This window comes from Streptomyces sp. NPDC042346 (genome assembly GCF_055581845.1).
Genome location: NZ_JBVJEH010000002.1, coordinates 939,962 through 961,489, shown reverse-complemented (window position 1 = coordinate 961,489; position 21,528 = coordinate 939,962). Strand labels below are relative to the sequence as shown.

At 72.3% G+C, this 21,528-nt stretch carries 19 protein-coding genes; 16 read left to right on the top strand and 3 right to left on the bottom strand.

Annotated elements, in window-relative coordinates; all coding sequences use genetic code 11:
- Together ACZ6K0_RS12880 and ACZ6K0_RS12875 are read left to right on the top strand one after the other, a co-directional pair.
- The gene (locus tag ACZ6K0_RS12880) at nucleotides 1-861 is read left to right on the top strand and encodes a heparin lyase I family protein (protein ID WP_469232029.1); all 861 of its coding nucleotides are present in this window, start codon (nucleotides 1-3) and stop codon (nucleotides 859-861) included.
- A 71-nt stretch (nucleotides 862-932) separates the two neighbouring features.
- On the top strand, nucleotides 933-1,865 hold the full coding sequence (locus ACZ6K0_RS12875) for an ROK family protein (protein WP_469232027.1): 933 nt from the start codon (nucleotides 933-935) through the stop codon (nucleotides 1,863-1,865).
- A gap of 44 nt (nucleotides 1,866-1,909) precedes the next feature.
- On the opposite strand, the gene ACZ6K0_RS12870 is transcribed toward ACZ6K0_RS12875, so the two are convergent.
- Complete coding sequence (locus ACZ6K0_RS12870) at nucleotides 1,910-3,088, bottom strand: ROK family protein (RefSeq protein ID WP_469232026.1); 1,179 nt, start codon at nucleotides 3,086-3,088, stop codon at nucleotides 1,910-1,912.
- A gap of 120 nt (nucleotides 3,089-3,208) precedes the next feature.
- Here ACZ6K0_RS12870 and ACZ6K0_RS12865 point away from each other — a divergent pair, with 120 nt between their 5' ends.
- From ACZ6K0_RS12865 to ACZ6K0_RS12835, 7 genes are read left to right on the top strand one after another with little or no spacing between them, the layout of a single operon-like run.
- The gene (locus tag ACZ6K0_RS12865) at nucleotides 3,209-4,252 is read left to right on the top strand and encodes a hydroxyacid dehydrogenase (RefSeq protein ID WP_469232023.1); all 1,044 of its coding nucleotides are present in this window, start codon (nucleotides 3,209-3,211) and stop codon (nucleotides 4,250-4,252) included.
- Nucleotides 4,253-4,254: 2 nt separating this feature from the next.
- The gene (locus ACZ6K0_RS12860) at nucleotides 4,255-5,631 is read left to right on the top strand and encodes a sulfatase family protein (RefSeq protein WP_469232022.1); all 1,377 of its coding nucleotides are present in this window, start codon (nucleotides 4,255-4,257) and stop codon (nucleotides 5,629-5,631) included.
- Entirely contained in the window at nucleotides 5,628-6,878 is a 1,251-nt protein-coding gene (locus ACZ6K0_RS12855; RefSeq protein WP_469232020.1) for an extracellular solute-binding protein, read from the top strand. The genes ACZ6K0_RS12860 and ACZ6K0_RS12855 overlap by 4 nt, the downstream gene beginning before the upstream one ends.
- A gap of 23 nt (nucleotides 6,879-6,901) precedes the next feature.
- On the top strand, nucleotides 6,902-7,870 hold the full coding sequence (locus ACZ6K0_RS12850; protein WP_469232018.1) for a carbohydrate ABC transporter permease: 969 nt from the start codon (nucleotides 6,902-6,904) through the stop codon (nucleotides 7,868-7,870).
- The gene (locus ACZ6K0_RS12845) at nucleotides 7,867-8,733 is read left to right on the top strand and encodes a carbohydrate ABC transporter permease (protein WP_469232016.1); all 867 of its coding nucleotides are present in this window, start codon (nucleotides 7,867-7,869) and stop codon (nucleotides 8,731-8,733) included. The genes ACZ6K0_RS12850 and ACZ6K0_RS12845 overlap by 4 nt, the downstream gene beginning before the upstream one ends.
- Entirely contained in the window at nucleotides 8,730-9,635 is a 906-nt protein-coding gene (locus ACZ6K0_RS12840; protein WP_469232014.1) for a Gfo/Idh/MocA family oxidoreductase, read from the top strand. Before ACZ6K0_RS12845 ends, ACZ6K0_RS12840 begins: the two co-directional genes overlap by 4 nt.
- Nucleotides 9,636-9,646: 11 nt before the next feature.
- Nucleotides 9,647-10,633 carry a formylglycine-generating enzyme family protein gene (locus ACZ6K0_RS12835; RefSeq protein ID WP_469232217.1) on the top strand — a complete coding sequence of 329 codons (987 nt, stop codon included), beginning with the start codon at nucleotides 9,647-9,649 and terminating at the stop codon, nucleotides 10,631-10,633.
- 57 nt (nucleotides 10,634-10,690) lie between these two features.
- Here the strand turns inward: ACZ6K0_RS12835 and ACZ6K0_RS12830 are convergent, their stop codons facing one another.
- Nucleotides 10,691-11,494: a DeoR/GlpR family DNA-binding transcription regulator gene (locus ACZ6K0_RS12830; protein ID WP_376399265.1), complete on the bottom strand. Its 804-nt coding sequence runs from the start codon at nucleotides 11,492-11,494 to the stop codon at nucleotides 10,691-10,693.
- Between the two features lie 317 nt (nucleotides 11,495-11,811).
- Between ACZ6K0_RS12830 and ACZ6K0_RS12825 the strand changes: the two genes are divergently transcribed.
- Together ACZ6K0_RS12825 and ACZ6K0_RS12820 are read left to right on the top strand one after the other, a co-directional pair.
- Nucleotides 11,812-12,783: an SIS domain-containing protein gene (locus ACZ6K0_RS12825; protein WP_469232012.1), complete on the top strand. Its 972-nt coding sequence runs from the start codon at nucleotides 11,812-11,814 to the stop codon at nucleotides 12,781-12,783.
- Between the two features lie 47 nt (nucleotides 12,784-12,830).
- Nucleotides 12,831-13,667 carry a class II fructose-bisphosphate aldolase gene (locus ACZ6K0_RS12820; RefSeq protein WP_469232011.1) on the top strand — a complete coding sequence of 279 codons (837 nt, stop codon included), beginning with the start codon at nucleotides 12,831-12,833 and terminating at the stop codon, nucleotides 13,665-13,667.
- Nucleotides 13,668-13,794: 127 nt separating this feature from the next.
- Here ACZ6K0_RS12820 and ACZ6K0_RS12815 read toward each other — a convergent pair whose 3' ends face one another.
- Nucleotides 13,795-16,647 carry a glycosyl hydrolase family 95 catalytic domain-containing protein gene (locus ACZ6K0_RS12815; protein ID WP_469232009.1) on the bottom strand — a complete coding sequence of 951 codons (2,853 nt, stop codon included), beginning with the start codon at nucleotides 16,645-16,647 and terminating at the stop codon, nucleotides 13,795-13,797.
- A 262-nt stretch (nucleotides 16,648-16,909) separates the two neighbouring features.
- Here ACZ6K0_RS12815 and ACZ6K0_RS12810 point away from each other — a divergent pair, with 262 nt between their 5' ends.
- The 5 genes from ACZ6K0_RS12810 to ACZ6K0_RS12790 all read left to right on the top strand — a co-directional run bounded on the left by ACZ6K0_RS12810 (nucleotide 16,910) and on the right by ACZ6K0_RS12790 (nucleotide 21,526).
- The gene (locus tag ACZ6K0_RS12810) at nucleotides 16,910-17,641 is read left to right on the top strand and encodes a FadR/GntR family transcriptional regulator (RefSeq protein ID WP_469232007.1); all 732 of its coding nucleotides are present in this window, start codon (nucleotides 16,910-16,912) and stop codon (nucleotides 17,639-17,641) included.
- Nucleotides 17,642-17,791: 150 nt separating this feature from the next.
- Nucleotides 17,792-18,559 carry a (Fe-S)-binding protein gene (locus ACZ6K0_RS12805; RefSeq protein ID WP_376399250.1) on the top strand — a complete coding sequence of 256 codons (768 nt, stop codon included), beginning with the start codon at nucleotides 17,792-17,794 and terminating at the stop codon, nucleotides 18,557-18,559.
- Nucleotides 18,556-20,097, top strand: coding sequence for a lactate utilization protein B (locus ACZ6K0_RS12800; protein WP_469232006.1), 1,542 nt, complete (start codon nucleotides 18,556-18,558; stop codon nucleotides 20,095-20,097). Before ACZ6K0_RS12805 ends, ACZ6K0_RS12800 begins: the two co-directional genes overlap by 4 nt.
- Nucleotides 20,094-20,723 carry a LutC/YkgG family protein gene (locus ACZ6K0_RS12795; RefSeq protein ID WP_376399244.1) on the top strand — a complete coding sequence of 210 codons (630 nt, stop codon included), beginning with the start codon at nucleotides 20,094-20,096 and terminating at the stop codon, nucleotides 20,721-20,723. The genes ACZ6K0_RS12800 and ACZ6K0_RS12795 overlap by 4 nt, the downstream gene beginning before the upstream one ends.
- 83 nt (nucleotides 20,724-20,806) lie before the next feature.
- Entirely contained in the window at nucleotides 20,807-21,526 is a 720-nt protein-coding gene (locus ACZ6K0_RS12790; RefSeq protein ID WP_469232003.1) for a GntR family transcriptional regulator, read from the top strand.
- Nucleotides 21,527-21,528: the final 2 nt, after the last annotated feature.

Here is a 21,528-nt window from a genome sequence, read left to right as displayed (position 1 = left end):
ATGAAGAAGTCGACGAAGCGGTCCGTCATCGCCGTGGTGGCGGCCGGGACGCTCACCCTCGGTGGCCTGGCCACCGCGCAGGCCGGGCAGGACGGCGCCGCCCCGGCCGCGGAGGCCTCCTGCGGCAGCAGCAGCACCGCCTCGACCCTGCTGACCATCGACTACCGGAACGGCCGGCTGAACTCCGGCATTCCGAACCTGACCACGACGCACGCGACCGCGCCCGACGCGTCGTACGTCGTCGACGCGGGATCCGACCACGCCGTCGCCCACAAGGTGACCCTGGGCGATCCCGGTTACGTCTCCGACGGAGCCCCGCGCAGCGAGAGCGCCACGAACGACGTCCACGAGGGCAAGTTCGTGGTGGGCGACGAGCAGCGGTACGAGTTCAGCGTCCTGCTGAAGGACTGGAAGACGTACGCGCCCGGAGACTCCGAGGCCGGCGACATCATCTTCCAGGGGAAGCACGCGGGCGGGAACCTTCCGTCCTTCTACCTCATGACCAAGCGGAACAGCATCGCCTTCCGGTCGCCGACCCTGAACCTCCAGGCCACCGTGGTCGACGACTTCCGCCCCCACATAGGGAAGTGGATGCGCTTCCGCGTGGACGTGAAGTGGACGGACGACAACACCGGCTACTACAAGGTCTCCTCCCGGATGCCGGGCGAAGCGGAGTTCACGCTCCGGCAGACGTACGAGAACGTGAAGACCTTCCACCCCGTGAACCCGGCGGACTTCGGCTACCTCAAGTGGGGGCTCTACCGCCCCGGCCAGTCGCTCGACAAGGGAGACGTCCCGACGCGCGTCGTCCACCACGACGACATCCGCGTCCTGGACCTCACCCGGCCCGCCGGGCAATGAGTTCCTGACAACCCCTGACAGGGCGCCTTCCCCTCCCCGAGGGGAAGGCGCCCTCAACCGAGAGTGCTCCCGTGAGACATGTCATCGCCCTCGCTGTGGGCGGTACCGGAATGAAGGCGGCCCTGGTCGGTCCGGACGGGGCGGTGGTGCACGCGGCGTGGCGGGCCACCCGGCGCGAGCGGGGGCCCGACGCCGTCGTGGATTCGGTCCTCGACCTCGCGAAGGAGCTGCGCGACCACGGCCGGACGCACTTCGGCACGGCGGCGGAGGCCGCGGGCATCGCCGTGCCCGGCATCGTCGACGAGGAGCGGGGCGTCGCCGTCCACTCCGCCGAGCTCGGCTGGCGGGACGTCCCGCTGCGGGGGCTGCTCCGGCACAGGCTCGGGCGGATCCCCGTCGCGCTCGGGCACGACGTGCGCACGGGCGGCCTCGCCGAGGGCCGCATCGGGGCGGGCCGAGGCACCGGCCGGTTCCTGTACGTGTCGCTCGGCACCGGCATCGCCGCCGCGATCGGCATCGACGACGGCATCGAGGCCGGTGCCGGCGGCCGCGCCGGCGAGCTCGGCCACATCGTCGTCCGCCCCGACGGCCCGCTGTGCGACTGCGGTCGGCGCGGCTGCCTGGAAGCGCTGGCCTCCGCCGCCGCGATCGGCCGTGCCTGGGTGGCGGCGAGCGGCGACCCCGCAGCGGACGCCGCCGCCTGCGCCCTGGCCGTCGAGGCGGGGGACGAGACCGCGGCCGAGGTGTGGCGGGCGGCGGTCGACGCGCTCGCCGACGGCCTGCTCACCGCGCTCACGGTCCTGGATCCCCGCACCGTGATCATCGGCGGCGGCCTCGCCGAGGCCGGCGACACCCTGCTCGTACCGCTGCGTGCGGCCGTGGCGGACCGCGTCACGTTCCAGATGTCGCCCAGGATCGTCCCGGCGTCCCTCGGGGACGCCGCCGGGTGTCTGGGCGCGGGGCTGCTGGCCCGCGACCTGCTCGCCGCGGAGGCGGCCGTGTGACGGCCGACCGCCCACGGCCGCGCGGCGCTTCCGACGGCCCGGGTTCAGCCGACCGTGAGGGCGGTGCTGCGGGCGCCGGTCGTCTCCGCCTCGGAGGTGCCGGCGGTGAAGAGCTGCGCCAGGACGGTGTAGGCGGCGCCGGAGGCGTGACCGGAGGGCCCGGTCGCGGCGATCTCCAGAGCCGGGGGAGGGGTGGTGCCGTGGGCGTACTGCCGTCGGAACACCTGCTCCGTCCGGGCGGTCAGCGCCGGAACGTTCATCTCGGGCGTGAAGGCGAGCACGACCCGCTCCGGGCCGAACATCTTGGCGGCGTTGGCGACGGCGGTGCCGAGGCAGTCGGCGGCGCTCGCGAGGACGTCGTCGTCGCGTCCGACGAGGCTCCCCGCCGTCTCGCCGCGCCGCTCCAGCTCTCGCCGGATGCCCCAGTGGCTGGCCCAGGTCTCCAGGCAGTCCTCCGCACCGCAGTGGCACGGCCGCCCCGTGCCACGGCCGACGGAGGAGTGGGCGAAGCCCCCGGCGGTGCCGCTGAACCCACGGTGGACGCGTCCCCGCACCACCACGGACGCGCCCAGGCTCGCGCCCACGCTGAAGATCATGAGATCGCGGCCCGCGAGCCTCCCGTCGAAGAGCAGCAGGCCGGAGGCGACGGAGTTGACGTAGCTGTCGAGAACGACGGGCGTCTCCAGCAGCGCCGTCAACCGGCGCTGGAGCGCGACGTCCTCCCAGCCCATCGATCCGCTGTGCCGGACGACGCCGCTCTGCTGGTCGACCACGCCCGACACGGCGACTCCGACGCCGATGAGGGTCGAGGAGGGTCTGCTCGCGGCGGCGAGGCCCACCGCGCGGGCGATGCCCTCGCCGACGTCCTGCGGGCGGGTGGAGGTCAGCGGCTCCTGGTGGGAGGCGACGACCTCGCCCCGCAGGTCGACCAGCACCACGTAGGCCTCGGTGTCCGACAGCCGGACGCCGGCGGCGACCACCGCGTCGGTGCCCAGGTCGAGCAGGCGGGCGGGCCGCCCTCCCGTGTTGCGTACGGCGTCGGTCTCCGTGAGCAGCCCGGCGCCCAGCAGCCGCGCGGTGATGCCGGTGACGGTCGCGGGGCTCAGTCCGGTCTCGGTGGCGATCCTCGCCCTGGCCACCGGGCGGTGCGCCCGGACGACGTCGAGAACCAGGGCTTCGTTGATCTCGCGGATCAGGGCTTTGCTCCCGGCGCGTGGCCTCATGACTGACGGTTCCTTCTGGTGATCGCTCGGCATGGACGGGTTCTCCGGCTTCGGGGTCGGAGGGCCAGTGTAGTTTATTCGGTCATTGACAGAAGTAACTGCGGTGGCTAGCTTCGCCGCATGAGTCACCACCTCGGAGCGGTCCGGGAGCAGCGCCTCCCGGACTCGCACATCCGGATCCTTCTGAGCGTCCCCCCGGCCGAGAAGGAAGCCTTCTTCCCCCCGGCGACGCTCCAGGCACTGGCAGCCCTCGGCGAGGTCACCGAGCGGGAGCCGGCCGCGCTGCACGCGGAGGACGCCTTCCGCCGGGCCCTCGACGGCGTACACGTCCTCGTCACCGCCTGGGGATTCCCCCGGCTCGACGCCACCCGCCTCGCACTGGCACCCGACCTGCGCTTCGTCATGCACGCCGCGTCCTCGCTCCACCAGCTCGTGAGCGACGACTTCTGGGCCACCGGACTGCCCGTCTCCCAGGCGGGAGCGGCGATGGCCCCGGCCGTGGCGGAGCTCTCCCTCGGCTTCACCCTGTCCCTGCTGCGCCGCACCCACCGCCACGACCACGCGCTCCGCTCCGGCCGGAGCTGGGAGACGGCCGCCGGGTCCGAGCGGGCACGCGAGATCGGCGGGGCCCGCATCGGCGTCGTCGGCGCCTCGCGGACCGGGCGGCGCTACATCGACATGTGCCGGGCGCTCGGCGCCGACATCCGCGTCCACGACCCCTACGTCCGGCCCGGTGATCCGCTGGCCGGACTCACCACCGGACTGCGGGACCTGCTCGCGTCGAGCGACGTCGTCGCCGTACACGCCCCCGCCACCCCGGAGACCCACGGCATGATCGGCGCGGACGAGATCGCCGCCATGCGGGACGGCACCCGGTTCGTCAACACCTCCCGGCCCTCGCTCGTCGACATGGACGCCCTGTTCGACGCGGTCGCCTCGGGACGGATCGACGCCGCCCTCGACGTCTTCGACCGCGAACCGCTGCCCGTCGACGACCGCTGGCGCGCTCTGCCGAACGCCCTCCTCACACCGCATCTCGCGGGCGCGACCGCCGACTCGCGGCAGCGCGCCGGGCGGATCGTCGTCGAGGAGATCCGCCGTCATCTGGCCGGAGAACCCCTGGAACACGCGCTCACGCGCGAGGACCTGGCGACAAGGGGATGACCGTGACCACGCCACGCAACATCCTGCTGCTCCACTGCCACGACCTGGGACGGTTCCTCGGCGCGTACGGGATCCCCACCGTGGTCTCCCCGCACCTGGACGCACTCGCCGCGGAGTCGGCGCTGTTCGAAGCGGCCTTCGCGACCGCCCCCCACTGCAGCCCCGCCCGGGCCTCCCTGTTCACCGGCACGTACCCGCAGACCAACGGGGTCCTCGGCCTCACCCACGACCCCTTCGGCTGGGACCTCGCCGACCCCGCGACCCACCTCGCCGGCCGGCTGCGCGCCGCCGGGTACACGACCGAACTCGTCGGCGTGCACCACGAGTCACGGGTCCTGTCGGACGATGCCGTGGCCGAGCGCCTCGGCTTCGACCGGGTCCGCAGCGGCGGCGACCGCGACACCGTCGTCGAGCGCACCGTCGAGGCGCTCGACCGGGCGGCCGCGGCAGGCACCCCCTTCTACCTCCAGGTCGGGTTCCACGAACCGCACCGCACACCGTCGAAGAACGACCGCCCCGGAGTCATGGGCTTCCTCGGCGACACGGTGACCCCGGACGACTCCCTCGGGATCACCGTCCCCCCGTACCTCCAGGACGACGAAGGCGCCCGCGAGGAGATCGCCGAACTCCAGGGCGCCGTACGCCACATGGACGAGGGCGTCGGCAGCATCCTGGCCCGCCTCGACACGCTCGGCCTGAGCGACGACACGATCGTGGTGTTCACCACCGACCACGGCCTCGCCCTGCCCCGGGCGAAGTGCACCCTCTACGACCCCGGCCTGGAAGTCGCGCTCATGATGCGCGTGCCCGGCCGACCCGCATGGCACGCCCGCCGCCTGGACGCCATGGTCAGCCACGTCGACGTCCTGCCCACCCTGTGCGAACTCGTCGGCCTGCCACGACCGGCGGACGGCCAGGGCGTCAGTCTCGTCCCCGTCGTGGAACAGGGCCGCCCGGCCCGTACCCACACCTTCGGGCAGCTCACCCACCACATCTACTACGACCCGAAGCGCTCCGCGCGGTCGGCCTCGTACAAACTCGTCGCCAACTTCTCCAACGCCCCGCAGGCCATGGACCCCACCCAGTCCTGGATCCACCGCAGCCTGCCCGCCGTCCTCCGGGGACCCTCCATCGGATCCAGTCCGGCCCTGGAGCTGTACGACCTCGTCCGTGACCCGCACGAGTGCGACAACCGCGCGGACGACCCCGCCCTCGCCCCCGTACGGGCCGGCCTCGCCGAGGCCCTGCTCCGCTGGATGCGCGAGACCGACGACCCCCTCCTGACCCCCGACGCCCTGCTGCCGCGCCACCGCGCCGCCCTCGCCGCGCTCACCGACGCGGCGCGGGCCACTCCGTCCCGAGAGAGAGAATCCGCATGAGGACACGACCGCTCCGCTTCGCGGCCCTGGCTGCCTCCGCCGTCCTGGTCGTCACGGCCTGCTCCGCCTCCGACGGGAACGGGAAGGCCGAGGTGACCCTGTGGATGTACCCGGTCATCAAGGACGAGGCGGCGAGCAAGAAGTACTGGGACCGGACCGAAGCCGCCTTCGAGAAGGCCCACCCCGGCATCGACCTGAACATCGAGCTGCAGACCTTCGACAAGCGCGACGCGCAGATATCCGCCGCCCTCGCGGCCGGTTCCGGACCGGACATCGTGCTGATCACGCCCGACCAGGCCGCTACCTACGACAAGGTGCGGGGACTGCTGCCCGTCGACGACGCCGTCGCCGACCAGCGGAAGGCGTTCCGTCCCGAGACGCTGAAGGCCGCCACCTTCGACGGCAAGCTCTACGGCGTCCCCGTCTTCCAGAACATCAACACCACCGCGTACAACACCAAGATCTTCGCCGACGCCGGCCTCGCACTGCCCAAGACCTGGGACGACGTCCTCAAGGCGGCCCCCGTGCTCGCCAAGAAGGGCATCGCCGTCATGGACTACGCGGGCAGCAGCGAGCAGACGCTCAACCTCTCCTTCTACCCGCTGCTCTGGCAGGCCGGGGGAACGGTCTTCGCCAAGGGCGGCAAGGACGTCGCCTTCGACTCGGAGCAGGGCGTCTCCGCCCTCCGGTTCCTCGTCGACCTGAAGAAGCAGGGCGGCCTGCCCGCCGACGCCGTGACCGAAGGCCCCAAGGTCGAGGGCGCTCCCATCGCCCAGGGCAAGGTCGCGATGCGCGCCGTCACCTCGCTGCCCGAACTCCGGCAGATGCGCGCCGCGCTCGGGGAGGGGAACGTGGCCCTCGGCCTGCCGCTCCAGGGCGCCGTCCGGGCGACCTACGGCAACCCCGGCCTGCTCTCCCTGACCTCCATCAACGAGGACGAGAACCGTGAAGCCGCCTACGAGGTCCTGGCGTACCTGACCTCGGCCGAGGCACAGGCCTCGCTCAACGCCGCGTCGGGCACCTTCCCGACCCGTACCGACGTCAAGGCACCCGGCACGGGACCCGACGTCCAGGCCCTGAACGAAGCGCTCGCGTACGCCAACGCCGGTGAGCCCTCGCCCGCCGCCCGCCAGGTGATGGCCACGCTGGCGCCCTACATCCAGTCCGCCCTCAGCGGTGACCGCACGCCGCAGGAGGCGCTGAAGAAGGCCGCCGACGAAGCGCGCGACCTCCTCGCCCGGTCCTGAACCCTCCCCGCTGATAGGCCGCCATGTCCGTGCACACACCTCCGAGCACCGACTCGGACCGCCGACCGCTCCGCCGTCCCGAGCCCTCGCACCTCACCCCGAGCAGCCGGGCGGCCCGCCGCCGCCGCAAGCGCCGTGAGGCCATGGCCGGCATCCTGTTCGTGCTGCCGACGCTCGTCATCTTCGCGGTGTTCAAGTTCCTCCCCATCGCCGGCGCCGGGGCCATGAGCCTCACGCGCTACCGCCTCAACGGCGACGTCACCTGGCTGGGGGCCGAGAACTACACCCGCCTGTTCTCCGACCCCCACTTCTGGCAGAGCCTCGGCGTGACGGTGAGCTACGTGATCGTCTTCGTGCCGCTCATCATCGTCGTCTCCCTGGCCGGTGCGCTGCTCCTGAACAGACTGGTGCGGTTCACCGGCACGTTCCGGGCCGTGCTCTTCGTCCCCTACCTCAGCTCCTTCGTGATGGCCGGCATCATCTGGTCCTGGATCTTCGACGGCGACGGGCCGCTCAACGCCGCGCTCGGCGGGCTCGGCCTCGGCCCGGTCCCGTTCCTCTCCGGGGACCAGCTCCTGGTCCTCGCCAGCCTCGCGCTGGTCTCGGTGTGGAAGGGCTTCGGATACTCGATGCTCGTCTTCCTCGCCGGCCTGAAGGCCCAGCCCGCCGAGGTCCACGAGGCGGCGCGCCTCGACGGGGCGACCAGCTGGCAGGCGTTCCGGCACGTGACCCTCCCGCTGCTCAGGCCCGTGATGTTCTTCGTCCTCGTGATCGAGACGATCATCGGCTTCCAGGTGTTCGACACCATCTACGTGATGACGGGCGGCGGCCCCAGCCGGGCCAGCCACAGCCTCATCTACTTCCTCTACGACGAGGGCTTCAAGTTCCTCGACTTCGGCTACGCGGCGGCGATCGGCATGGTCCTCTTCGTCATCGTGCTCGTCCTGTCCCTCGTCCAGCGCCGCCTCGTCGAAGGCAAGGAGACCCCGTGACCACTCCGCCGTCCGCCCTCGACGCCGCCCGCCCCGGCGCCCGCCGCCCCGTTGCCCGCCGGCCCCGCGCCTGGCTGCCGACCCTCGCGCTCACCGCCGCCTCGCTGTTCACCGTCGCGCCGCTGATCGCCGTGGTCGTCCTCGCCCTCTCGCCCGAGGACGCGCCCACCCTGCCGCACGCGATCCCCGACTCCCTGACGCTCGACAACATCACCCGGATCTTCGAGGTCGGCGAGTTCCCGCTCTGGCTGGTCAACTCCCTCGTCTACTCCGTGGTCTCCGTGGTGGTCATCCTCCTCACCGCCTCCATGGCCGCCTACGCCCTGGTACGCAAGCGGTTCCCGGGGCGCAACGCGCTGCTGTGGGCGATCGTCGCCACCCTGATGGTGCCGATGCAGGCCACCCTCATCCCCACGTTCGTCCTCGTCGCCCGCATGGACGGCGTGAACACGCTGTGGGGCCTGGTCATGCCGACCCTCGCCAACGCCCAGGCGGTCTTCCTCATCCGGCAGTTCGTCCGCGACCTGCCCGACGAGCTGTTCGACGCGGCACGGATCGACGGTGCGGGGGAGTGGCGGACCTTCCTGCGGATCGTGCTGCCGCTGATCAGGCCGGTCCTGGCCACGCTCGCCATCTTCGTCTTCCTGTGGCACTGGAACGACCTGCTGTGGCCGCTGGTCGTGGGCCAGACCGACGAGGCCCGCACCCTGACGGTCGGACTCGCCACCTTGCACACCGAGACGGTGTCCACGGCCGGCATCATGTCCGCCGCTCTGGTGAGCTTCATCCCCTGCTTCGTGATCTTCATGGTCCTCCAGCGGCACATCGTCGCCGGCGTCACCTCGTCGGGGGTGAAGGGATGACGGACGACGTGACCGCACCACCCCTGCGGTGCGGACTCATCGGCGTCGACTCCCCGCACGCACCGTCGTTCACCCGGCTGTTCGGCGACGGCGTCACGGGCGCCGTGCCCGGCGGCACGGTCGTCGCGGCCTGGAAGGGCGTGGCGGCCGAGGACTTCCCGCTCAGCCGCGACCGCATCGACGCCTTCGCCCAGGAGGTGACAGACCTCGGGGTTCCGCTGTACGCCACCCCCGAGGAGGTCGCCGAGCGCTGTGACGTCCTGCTCGTCGTCGCCTCCGACGCGCGTACCCACGCCGGGTACTTCACCCGGCTGGCACCGTTCGGCAAACCGGTCTACGTCGACACGCGCTTCGCTCTCACGACCGAGGACGCCACGGCCATGCTGGCGACGGCAGCCACGCACGGGTGCCTGCCCCTGGCGGGCTCGCCGAAGCGCTTCACCCCCGAGTTCCGGCGCGCTGTGGGCGGGAGTGGAGGCGGGGCCGACCGCGTCGACCTGACCGGCCCGCTGCCCACCCAGCCCGGCCACCCGTTCCTGGCCTGGTACGGCGTGCACCTGGTCGACCTCGCGGTCGCGGCGCTCGGGCCGGGATGCGCGTACGTCGACGCCTCGACCGGCGACAGGGTCACGCTGTCCTGGCCGGACGGACGGGTGGCGACCCTCGGCGGCGAGGAGCGGTGGTCACCGCTCACGACAGGGCGCGTCAACGGTCCCGGTGGAGAAGGGGAGTTCACCATCGAGGCCGGACCTCCCATGCTCACCGGACTGCTCACCTCGATCGTCGACGCCTGCCGTACCGGTATCCCCAACGTCCCCGAGGCGGAGGTGCGGGACATCGTCGCGATCGTCGAGGCCGCCCGCCGCAGCCGCACGAGCGGCGCACCGGTGACCCTGACGTGAGCCGAGAGGTCGTGAGTCAGGAGCGGTCGTGCTGCGCCGCGAGCCGCGAGGCGGGGCGGGAGCGGCAACTGCCGGTCGCGGAACCGAGCCTGCGGCAGCCGCAGGCCAGGGAACCGGGCGTGGCGGTGGGAGACCTCCCGGCCGGACACCCCGGCATGGTGCGCCTGCCCGGCGGTACGTTCCTGATGGGCACCGACGCCGGAGACGGCTACGCAGCCGACGGAGAAGGCCCGGTGCGCGAGATCCGCCTCGCTCCGTTCCTGATCGACACGACGGCGGTCACCAACGAGGCGTTCGCCGCGTTCACCGACGCCACCGGATGGGTGACGCTGGCCGAGCGGTTCGGCACCTCCTTCGTGTTCGCCGGTCTGCTGCCCGACGGCGTACGCGGCCGCCGCCCCGTACCGGCGACCCCCTGGTGGCGGGAGGTCACCGGTGCGGACTGGCGCCGTCCCGAGGGCCCGGGCTCGGGCATCGCCGACCGCATGGACCACCCGGTGGTCCATGTCACCTGGCGTGACGCCCGGGCCTATGCGAAGTGGTCGGGCAAGCGCCTGCCTACCGAGGCCGAATGGGAGTACGGGGCCCGCGGCGGCCTGGTGCAGGCCCGCTACCCCTGGGGCGACGAGCGCGAACCCGGTGGCGTGCACCGGATGAACGTGTGGCAGGGCGAGTTCCCCACGCGCAACACGGGCGCGGACGGCCACCTCGGCACCGCACCGGCCGACGCGTACGAGCCCAACGGCTACGGGCTGCACAACACCTGCGGCAACGTGTGGGAGTGGTGCGCCGACTGGTTCCACCCCACATGGCACGCCACCGGCCCGCGGACCGCCCCCGCCGGGCCGCCGCGCGGGGAGCGCAAGGTGATGCGGGGCGGCTCCTACCTGTGCCACGAGAGCTACTGCTTCCGGTACCGCGTCGACGCCCGCAGCTCCAACACCCCCGACAGCAGCGCCGGCAACATCGGCTTCCGCTGCGTCGCGGACGCCGACTGACCCCACGCAGGACGCCCCCGCCCCCCGGCCGGGGGGCGGGGGGCGGGGGCGGCCCCGTCAGACGGTGACGACCTCGATGCCCGCCTCCGTGATCCGGGCCGCCAGGTCGGGAGCGAGCCCCGAGTCGGTCACGAGCACGTCGACGCGGTCGAGTCCGCAGATCCTGGCGAAGGCGCGCCGGCCCATCTTGGAGGAGTCGGTCGCGAGGATCACCTTGCGCGCGCGTTCGGTGAAGAGCCTGCTGATGGCCGCTTCGTCCTCCTGGTGCGTCATGACCCCGAGCTGCGGGTCGACGCCGTCCACGCCGAGCACGGCGACGTCGAGCACCACCTCGTTGAGCACGCCCGCGGTGAGCGGGCCGACCAGCTCATAGGTCTGCGGACGCGCCACGCCGCCCGTGACCACGATCTTGATCTGCGGGCGGACCGCCAGCTCGCCGGCGATGTTCAACGCGTTGGTGACGACGGTGTACGTCGTCCCGGAGGTGTTCTCCCACGGCTCGCCCGGCGGACTGCCGCCCGCCTGGAGCGCCATCGCCCGGGCGACCTCGGTCGTGGTCGTACCGCCGTTGAGCCCGACGACGTCCCCCACGCCCAGGAGCTCCACCACGGCGGCGGCGATGCGCTGCTTCTCGGACGCGTGCCGGGAGGACTTGTAGCGCAGCGGCAGCTCGTAGGAGACGCCGTGCGCGATGGCTCCACCGCGCGTCCGGACGAGCATCCGCTGTTCCGCGAGCCCGTCGAGGTCCCGGCGGATGGTCGCGGGTGACACGCCGACGGACTCGGCGGCTTCCTCCACGTCGATTCTTCCCTCGACGGCCAGCAGCTCCAGCAGCTTGCTCCACCGCTCCTGCTTGGACACGCGTCACACCCCTCTGCGCACGGAACGTTCCCGATCGCACGCGCTCGGGTATCGGTACCGGGAGGCATGCGCGAAGCCGATCGTAGCGCCGCGGTCTCGAACAGCACGATGCAGCGGGAATTCCTGCACGCCAGCGGGTGTGCCCTGCGCGCGATCCGCACCTCGAAGGCTCTCGTTTCCGACACTTCAATCATCTAGATTGATGAAAGCCGCTCACTATCGTCGAGTATCGAGCAGTAATTGACATCCCTGGCGTGTGTGGCACAGCATGCTCAGGGTTCTCAGCACGGCCGACACCTACGAACCTAAGGAATCGCGTGACCACCTTCGAGACCTCTCGCACCTCGGTCGAGATCGCATCCCAGCCGGACGCCTGGCGGCGTGCGGCCGGGGCCGTCGCCTCGTTCGCCGACGTGCTGCCCCGGCGGGGCGAGCGCGTGGCGGTCGTCGGCTGCGGGACCTCCTGGTTCATGGCCCTCGCCTACGCACAGCTGCGCGAGAACGGCGGCCACGGCGAGACCGACGCCTTCGCCGCGTCGGAGTTCCCGACCGGGCGCACGTACGACCGCGTGCTCGCCATCACCCGATCCGGCACCACCACCGAGGTGCTCGACGTGCTGACGCGGTCCAAGGGAGCGGTGGCGACCTCCGCGATCACCGCGGACCCCGCCACCCCCGTCATGACGGCCGCCGACTCCGTCGCCGTGCTGGACTTCGCCGACGAGGAGTCGGTCGTCCAGACCCGCTTCGCCACCACCGTCCTGCTCCTGCTCCGCGCCCACCTGGAGGCGGAGGGCGCGCTGCCGCCCGGCGTCCACCCGTGGGAGCGTGCCGTCGAGGACGCGGAACGGGCGATCGCCCTCCCGCTCGCCGAAGAGATCCGCGCCGCGGAGCAGTTCAGCTTCCTCGGCACCGGCTGGACGTACGGGCTCGCGCTCGAAGCCGCCCTGAAGATGCGCGAGGCCGCCGGCGCCTGGACCGAGGCCTACCCGGCCATGGAGTACCGGCACGGCCCCATCAGCATCACCGGACCCGGACGCGTCGCCTGGATCTTCGGCGCCGTGCCCACCGGCCTCCGTGACGACATCGCGCGCGTCGGCGGGATCCTCGCCGCCGGGTCGGACGACGCACCCGCCGGCCCGGACGACGCCGCCACCGGGCTCGACCCGCTGGCCGACCTCATCGTCGCCCAGCGGCTCGCCGTTCACCTCGCCGAGGCGCAGGGGTTCGACCCGGACCGCCCGCGCAACCTCACCCGCTCCGTCATCCTCGACGACGCCTCCGCCTGACGGACGGATGGTCGGAAGGTCCTCTACCACCGCTTGTGGAGAACGCCATGCCCCTGACCCCCACCGACGGCATCGTCGGCCCCGCACGTGACGCGAACTCCGGTGTCGGTGCCTTCAACGTCGTGCAGATCGAGCACGCCGAGGCCATCGTCGCCGGAGCAGAGCAGGCCGGGCTGCCGGTCATCCTGCAGATCAGCGAGAACACCGTCCGCTATCACGGCTCCCTCGCCCCGATCGCGCTCGCGTCGCTCGCCGTCGCCCGCGCCGCCGCCGTGCCGGTGGCCGTGCACCTCGACCACGCCGAGTCGACGGAGCTCGTCCACGAGGCGGTCGAACTCGGCCTCACGTCGGTCATGTTCGATGCCTCCAAGCTGCCGTACGGCGAGAACGTCGCCGCCACCCGGCGCGTCACCGACCACTGCCACCGGGCCGGCGTGTGGGTCGAGGCGGAGCTGGGCGAGGTCGGCGGGAAGGACGGAGCGCACGCCCCCGGCGTCCGTACGGACCCCGACGAGGCGCGCCGGTTCGTCGAGTCGACGGCCGTCGACGCCCTGGCCGTCGCCGTGGGCAGCTCGCACGCGATGCTCACCCGTGACGCCGTCCTCGACCTGGACCTCATCGCGCGGCTGAAGGAGGCCCTCCCCGTGCCGCTCGTGCTCCACGGCTCCTCGGGCGTCGACGACGCGCTCCTGGCGAAGGCCGTCGCGGTCGGCATGACCAAGGTCAACATCTCCACCCACCTCAACAAGCTGTTCACCGGGGTCGTACGGGAGCGGCTCGCGGCGGCACCGGACGTCGCCGATCCGCGCAAGTACCTCGGCCCGGCGCGCGACGCGGTGGCGACCGAAGTGGCCCGGCTGCTGTGCCTCCTGGCAGGCCGCTGACCGCGTAGCCCGCACGGAACCGCACCGGCCGCACGGGCCGCACGGAACCGCGCGGGCCGCACCGGCCGCACGGAACCGCCCCGCCGGGCTCGACCGGCGGGGCGGTTCCGTGTCGGACGCGCCGGGTTCATATGCCGACGCGCCGCCACTGCTGGCCGGTGCCGCCGTCGGCCGTCTGCTGCTCGATCGTCGCGCCGTTGGCGGTCGAGCCGCCGGTGACTCCGAGGACCTTGCCGCTGCGGGCGCAGGTGAGGGTCACGTGGCCGTCGCCCGTGTCGGTGACCTTCCACTGCTGGTTGGTCGCGTGCGTCGGCTGCCACTGGACGAGCCTGGCGCCCTCGGCCGCGCCGCCCCCGGAGACGTCCCAGGCCAGCGGGGTGCCGCCGTGCGTGGTGAGGATCTCGTGGAGCCCGCCGCCGACCGGGACGAAGCGGAACCGCTGGTTGGCGGCGGAACTCGGGGTGTACTGGATGAGGCCGGTGCCCGCCGAGGTGTCGGCGCCGGGGACGTCGATCGCCCGGCCAGACTTGCGGTTGACCAGCTGGAAGACGGTGTACTGCGCGGGCGGAGCGACGGTCACCGCGCCTGCCGGAGGGATGGTCACGGTCGTGCTCCACGACCCGAAGGCGACCGTGGTCGTCCTGCCGGCGGCGCCGCGCAGCGTGGCGCCGGTGACCTGGCCCGACGTCCAGCTCATATCGACCGTGAGGCCGCCCCGCACGCCGATGCCGGTGACGGAGCCGGAGGCCGCCCACGCCTTGGGCAGGGCGGGCAGCAGTTCGACACGTCCGGGACGTGACTGGACCAGCATCTCGACCATGGCGACGGGCGTGCCGTAGTTCGCGTCGATCTGGAAGACCGAGCTGCCGCCCAGGCCGTACATGTCGAAGAAGTTGATCGCGCTGCCGTTGCCGAAGTTCACCGAGGGCCTCAGCACGTTGACCACGAGCTGGTACGCCTTGTCGGCCTGGCTCAGCCGGGCCCAGCACATGGCCCGCCAGGCGTTCGCCCAGCCGAAGCTCTGCATGCCGCGCGCCTCCAGCAGCCTGGTGGCGCCGGCGACGAGCGGGGCGGGGGAGTCCTGGAGGGTGATGCGATCGCCGGGGAAGAGGCCCACGTGGGCGGAGAGATGACGATGGGCGGTCTCGCCCAGGTTGTCGTCGCTCATCCACTCCTCGAGCCAGCCGCTCGTGGCGCTGACCTCGGGCAGGTAGAGCCGGGCCTGGAGCCCGCCGATGGTGGTGGCGTACGCGGCGTCCTTGCCGAGCTCGGCCGCCGCCGCCCGGTAGTTCCGAAACAGCTGCCAGACCAGTTCCTGGGAGTAGGTGTTGCCGCGCCCGTCCTGCGGGCCGTGCTCGGGCGACCAGTCGTGGTCGTCGACGAGGACCTCGCGCGTGCCGCCCGCCGGGTCCGGCACGGTCATGGTGAGGAGACGCGACTCCCAGAACTCGCAGGCGCCCTTCAGGAGCGGATAGATCTTCGCGAGGTGAGCGGTGTCCAGGGTGTACGCGTAGTGCTCGTAGAGCGAGTTGCACATCCAGGCGTTGCCCGCCGGGTGCCACCACCAGCCGTTGCCGCCCCAGACGTTCGTGGAGATGGCGAGCGTCCACCCGGCCACCGTGCCTGAGGTGTTGCGGAACCGGTTCCGGGAGTCCTGGAAGAGGTTCCGGGTCGTCGCCTGCCAGCCCGGCAGCTGGGCCACGCAGTAGTCGGTGAAGGCGTCGAAGCACTCGGCCAGGCCCAGCCGGTCGGGCAGCCAGTAGTTCATCTGGACGTTGATGTCGGTGTGGTAGTCGCTCATCCACGACGGGGTGTTCGTGTCGATCCACAGACCCTGGAGATTGGTCGGCAGGCTGTCACGCGATCCGCAGATGGTCAGGTAGCGGCCGAACTCCAGGTAGGAGGCTTCGAGTTCGGGGTCGGGAGCGGCACCGGACGCGGCCCGGGCCGCGAGCCGTGCGGGCGTGTCCATGGCCCGCTGCGCGGCGCTGGACGCCCCGAGGTTCACCGTCGTCCGCTGCTGGAGGCGCCGGAAGTCGGCGACGTGGGTGGCGAGCAGGGCCGAACCCGCGGCGCCCGCGGCCTGCACGGCCTTGCCGCGCGCGACGGTGAGCGGAACGAGCGCTGTGTCCTTGTACTGGACGGACGCGTCGGCCTTGTAGTTCGTGCCGCCGGAGACGACCAGGACGACCTCGGTGCAGCCGGTGAAGGTCACCTTGGTCCCCGTCGCGGAGACGGAACCGCCCGTGCCGACCGCCTTGATCAGGGTCGCGTACCTCAGCGAGTTGGCCAGGGTCGAGGCGAAGGACACCTCGGCGGCGCCAGCGTTCGCGGACACGGTCTCGCCCCGGGTCCCGGCGAGGGTCATCGAGCCGGTGTAGGAGCCGCCGCCGCTCTGGGTGAGGCGGACGACCACGACGTCGTCCGGGTGGCTGGAGAACACCTCGCGCCGGTAGGTGACGCCGCCGACCTGGTACGTGGCGGTGACCAGGCCGTTGCTCATGTCGAGCGTGCGGCGGTAGCCGCTGATCGCCGTGGCGGCGTGGGCCGGAACGTCGACGTACGCCTTGGCCAGCATGCCGAAGGTGCCGAAGTTCCCCGTGTCGTAGGGGAACTGGCCGTCCGACTGCAGGGCGGCGTTGGCGTGTCCGGTCCAGAGCGTCGCGTCCGCGAGCACCAGGAGGTCACGGGACGGGTCGCCGGTGACCAGGGCGCCGAGCCGGCCGTTGCCGATGGGCAGGCCCTCCTCGACGACCTTGCTCTCGGCGCCGGGCCGTGTGTACCAGAGGGCGATCGCGTCGGCGTCCGGGACCAGGGACAGGGAGCCGGGGCGCGTCACGGCGGCGGCTGACGGAGTGAACTCCGGCAGCGAGGAGAGGGCGAACACGGCGCCGACGGTCGCCGCCGCCCGCAGCAGCCCACGGCGGGACATCGCGGCCTGGTTGTCGAAGGGCGGAGGCGTGGGGGAACGGTCGGTCATGGGCGTGCGGCTCCTTCGGTGGGGATGACCGGACTCGGTGACAGAGCAGAGTGCAGCGGCAGCCGTGAGGTGTGTCAAGGGATCAGACGCGTTTTCCTATAGGAAAAACGCGAACTCGCGCTGCGGGCGCCCAGGTTTTTCGCCCCTGGCGGTGTCGGTCCGAGCCTATTTCCTATCTGATTTCTGTCGGTGGTGTGGTCGGACCATAGTGAGGGTGGTAGCGGGATACGGAGCCCGTTCCGGGAAGAGGGGAGCGCCCGAGATGGCCGAACGGCGACCGGTGAAGCAGTCGCGGACGCATGAGCTCGTACTGGAGAGCCTTGAGCGGCAGGTCCTCGCCGGCGAGCTCAAGGCGGGGGACCGGCTGCCGCCGGAGCGTGAGCTCGCACCGGCGCTGGGCGTCAGTCGGTCCGCCCTGCGCGAGGCGCTCCGGGTGATGGAGACCATCGGGGTGCTGGTCGCCAACGTCGGTCGGGGTCCGGACGCGGGCGCCCGCATCGTGCGCAACCCCGACGAGGCGCTCGGCCGGATCCTGCGCCTCCACCTCGCGCTCGGCAGCTACGGCGTCGAGGACGTCCTGGAGGCGCGGGTCCTGCTCGAACGCTCCAGCGTCGAGGCGGCCGCCCGTCGCGCCTCGGACGAGGACCTCGACGAGGCGGAGGAGCTGCTCGCCCGGATGCGGGACGCGGGTGCCGACGTGGCGCTCTTCAACGAGCTGGACACCGCCTTCCACGTACTGATCGCCCGCAGTTCGGGCAACGGCCTTGTCTCCACGCTCACCTCGGCCGTCCGTGAGTCCGTGCGCACCCTGATCCTCCAGGCCGAGGAGGCCGCCGAGGACTGGACCGCGACCGCCGAGGAGCTCAACCGCGAACACGCCGAGCTGCTGCGGCTCGTCCGGGCGGGAGACGGACCCGCCGCGGCGGAGCTCGTGGAGCGGCACATTCGCGGGTTCCACGGCACCCTGGCCGTCCCGCCGGAGGGCGACGAGTAGAGCCGCGCCCGCCTGCGGCGGCAGGCGGGTGGGAGCGGGCCGGTGTGGTCACCCCGACCCTCGTAAGGTCCGACCATACTGTGGTCACCCCTTGGCGGAACGGGTCGCGGGCCCTATGGTCGGACCATACTTTTCACCGTGGAGGTCCCCATGCGCATCGGACTCTTCGCCACCTGTCTGGGAGACACCCTCTTCCCCGACGCGGTACGGGCGACGGCCTTGCTGCTGACCAGGCTCGGCCACGAGCTGGTCTTCCCGCCGGACCAGACGTGCTGCGGCCAGATGCACGTCAACACCGGATACCAGCGCGAGCCCGTACCCCTGGTCCGCAACTTCGCCGAGCAGTTCGGCGACCGGTCCATCGAGGCCGTCGTCATGCCCTCCGGCTCGTGCGCCGGCTGTGTGCGCCACCAGCACCAGACCGTCGCCGACCGGTACGGCGACCCCGCCCTGCGCGCCGGCGTCGCGGCGGTGAAGGACAAGACCTACGAGCTCTCCGAGTTCCTGGTCGACATCGCCGGCACCGAGGACGTGGGCGCGTACTTCCCGCACCGCGTCACCTACCACCCGACCTGCCACTCCCTGCGGATGCTCGGCGTCGGCGACAAACCCCTGCGCCTGCTGCGGGCCGTCGAGGGCATCGACCTGGCCGAACTCCCCGAGGCGGACGCCTGCTGCGGCTTCGGCGGCACCTTCGCCGTCAAGAACGCCGCGACCTCCTCGGCGATGCTCGCCGACAAGCTCCGCCACGTGGCGGCGACGGGCGCCGCCGTCTGCACGGCCGGCGACTCCTCGTGCCTCATGCACATCGGCGGAGGCCTGTCCCGCATCCGCTCCGGGACCCGCACGCTCCACCTCGCCCAGATCCTCGCCGCCACCCGCACCGCGCCGCACCCCCTCACGGAGGCCGCACGATGAGCAGCACGTTCCTCGGGATGCCCGCACCCCCGCCCCGCTCCCCGTACGGCGAGGGAAACCTGCGCGGCGACATGGCGTTCCCGAAGGCGGCCGCGACCGAGCTGGACAACGACCAGCTCCGCTCCAACCTCCACAAGGCGACGCACACCATCCGCGCCAAGCGCCTGGCCGTCACCGCCGAAGTGCCCGACTGGGAGGAGCTGCGCACCGCGGGGGCGGCGATCAAGGCCGACGTCATGAACCGACTGCCGGAACTCCTGGAGCAGTTGGAAGAGAAGGTCACCGCGGCCGGCGGCACGGTGCACTGGGCCCGCGACGCGGCGGAGGCCAACGACATCGTCACCCGCCTCGTCGCCGCGACCGGCAGCCGCGAGGTCATCAAGGTCAAGTCGATGGCCACCCAGGAGATCGGCCTCAACGAGCACCTGGAGAGCCACGGCGTCACCGCGTACGAGACCGACCTCGCCGAGCTGATCGTGCAGCTCGCCGACGACCGGCCCTCCCACATCCTGGTGCCCGCGATCCACCGCAACAGGGACGAGATCCGCCGGATCTTCCTGGACGAGATCCCGGGCGTCGACCCCGGCCTGAGCTCCCGTCCCGCCGATCTCGCCGCCGCCGCCCGCGCCTATCTGCGCGAGAAGTTCATGACCGTCCCGGTCGCCGTCTCCGGCGCCAACTTCGGGATCGCCGAGACCGGCACGCTGGCCGTCGTGGAGTCCGAGGGCAACGGCCGGATGTGCCTGACCCTGCCGCGCACCCTGATCACCGTCATGGGGATCGAGAAGGTCCTGCCGCTCCACGCCGACCTGGAGGTCTTCTTCCAACTCCTCCCGAGGTCCTCCACCGGCGAGCGCATGAACCCCTACACCTCCCTGTGGACCGGCGTGACACCGGGCGACGGCCCGCAGGAGTTCCACCTGGTGCTGCTCGACAACGGACGCACCGCCGCACTCGCCGACGCCGTCGGCCGCGAAGCCCTCCACTGCATCCGCTGCTCGGCCTGCCTCAACGTCTGCCCGGTCTACGAGCGCGTCGGCGGCCACGCCTACGGATCGACCTACCCCGGCCCGATCGGCGCCGTCCTCACCCCCCAGCTCGCCGGCACGCACGCCGTCGAGAACGACCCCAACGCCTCCCTCCCGTACGCCTCCACCCTCTGCGGCGCCTGCTACGACGCCTGCCCCGTGAAGATCGACATCCCGTCGCTCCTCGTCGAACTCCGGCACCAGACCACCGAACGGACCGGCCGGAGCGCCGAACAGCTCGCCATGAAGGCCGCGGCCGCCGTCATGGGCCGGCCGAAGCTCTACACGGCCGCCCAGAAGGCCGCCCGGCTCGGCCGCGTCGCCGCCGGACGGGACGGCACGATCTCCCGCCTGCCCCCGCCGCTGAACGGCTGGAGCGCAAGCCGCGACACCCCCGCCCCGCCCCGGCAGACCTTCCGGGACTGGTACGCCTCCGAGGAGGGCCGACGCGCACTCGCCGACGCCGCCCCCGGTCAGGCCCCCGACGACACCGAGCAGGAGGACCGATGACCGCACGCGAGACCGTCCTCGGACGCGTACGGGACGCGCTCGCCCTCGCCCCGCGTCCGCCCGTCACCGCGGCACGGGACTACCGGCGCGACCGCACCCTCCCCGACGACGAGCGCCTCGCGCTCTTCACCGACCGGCTCCTCGACTACAAGGCGCAGGTGCGGACCTGCACGGCGCGGGAGACCGCCGCGACCCTCGCCGAGGTCCTCGAAGGCCTCGGCGCCCGCCGCGTCGGGCTGCCCGCAGGACTGGACCGCTCCTGGCTCGACGGCTGGGACGGCGCGACGGAGGAGGACCGGGCCGACGTGCCGCCCTCCGCCCTGGAGACCCTCGACGCGGTCGTGACGGCCTCGGCCGCGAGCTGCGCGGAGACCGGGACCATCGTGCTCGACGGCTCGGCCGACCAGGGCCGCCGCGCACTGTCCCTCGTCCCCGACGTCCACGTGTGCGTCGTCGACCTGTCCTCGGTGGCCGTCGGGGTCCCGGAGATGCTCGCCGGACTCGTCCCCGAACGCCCGACGACCCTGATCAGCGGCCCGTCCGCCACCTCGGACATCGAGCTGGAGCGTGTGGAGGGGGTGCACGGCCCGCGCACCCTCGTGGTCGTCGTCCGCACCGACGTCTGAGTCCGCGACGGAGCCCGGGGGCGCCGGCCCCCGCCTCGCTAAACTGCCCGTGGTCGAACGCGTAGTGAAGTGAGGAGACCTGGATGCCGGCGCATGACCCGCCCGTCTCCGACGACCGGGCCGGAACGGGCGGCCCCGCTCCGGTGCCGCCGGTCCGCCAGCCGCTGTCCGACAGCGTCTACGAGGACATCAAGGCCATGATCATGGACCATGAGATCGCTCCGGGCGCCCGCGTCGGCATCGAGGCCCTGTCCCGCAGGCTCGACGTCTCACCGACCCCGGTCCGCGAGGCGCTGGCCCGCCTGGAGTCCGACGGCCTCGTGGTCAAGCGCTCCCTCTCCGGCTACCGGGCGACCGAACTGCTCACCCGGCAGGGCGTCGAGGAGCTGTTCGAGATGCGGCTCCTGCTCGAGCCGCGCGCCGCGGCCCTCGCGGCCCTGCACGCCGACGAGCCCCAACTCGACGCCATCGAGGCCATCCAGGAGGACATGGAGGCCCACCCCGGCCCCGCCGGGCCGTACGCGTCCTACCGCGACTTCGCCGCGCTGGACCAGCGGTTCCACGACGCGGTCGCGGCGGCCGCCGACCGGCCCTTGCTCCTGGACGCCGTCGAGCGCCTCCACGCGCATCTGCACATCTTCCGCCTCAGCAGCCTCCCCGCCGAGGACGACCCGACCCTGGCCGAGCACGAGCGGGTCGTCCGCGCGATCCTGCGCCGCAGCCCCGAACGGGCCGCGGAGGCGATGGCGGACCATCTCACCCGCAGCCTGGAGCGCCAGCTCAGCCGCTTCGAGGAGAAGTGACC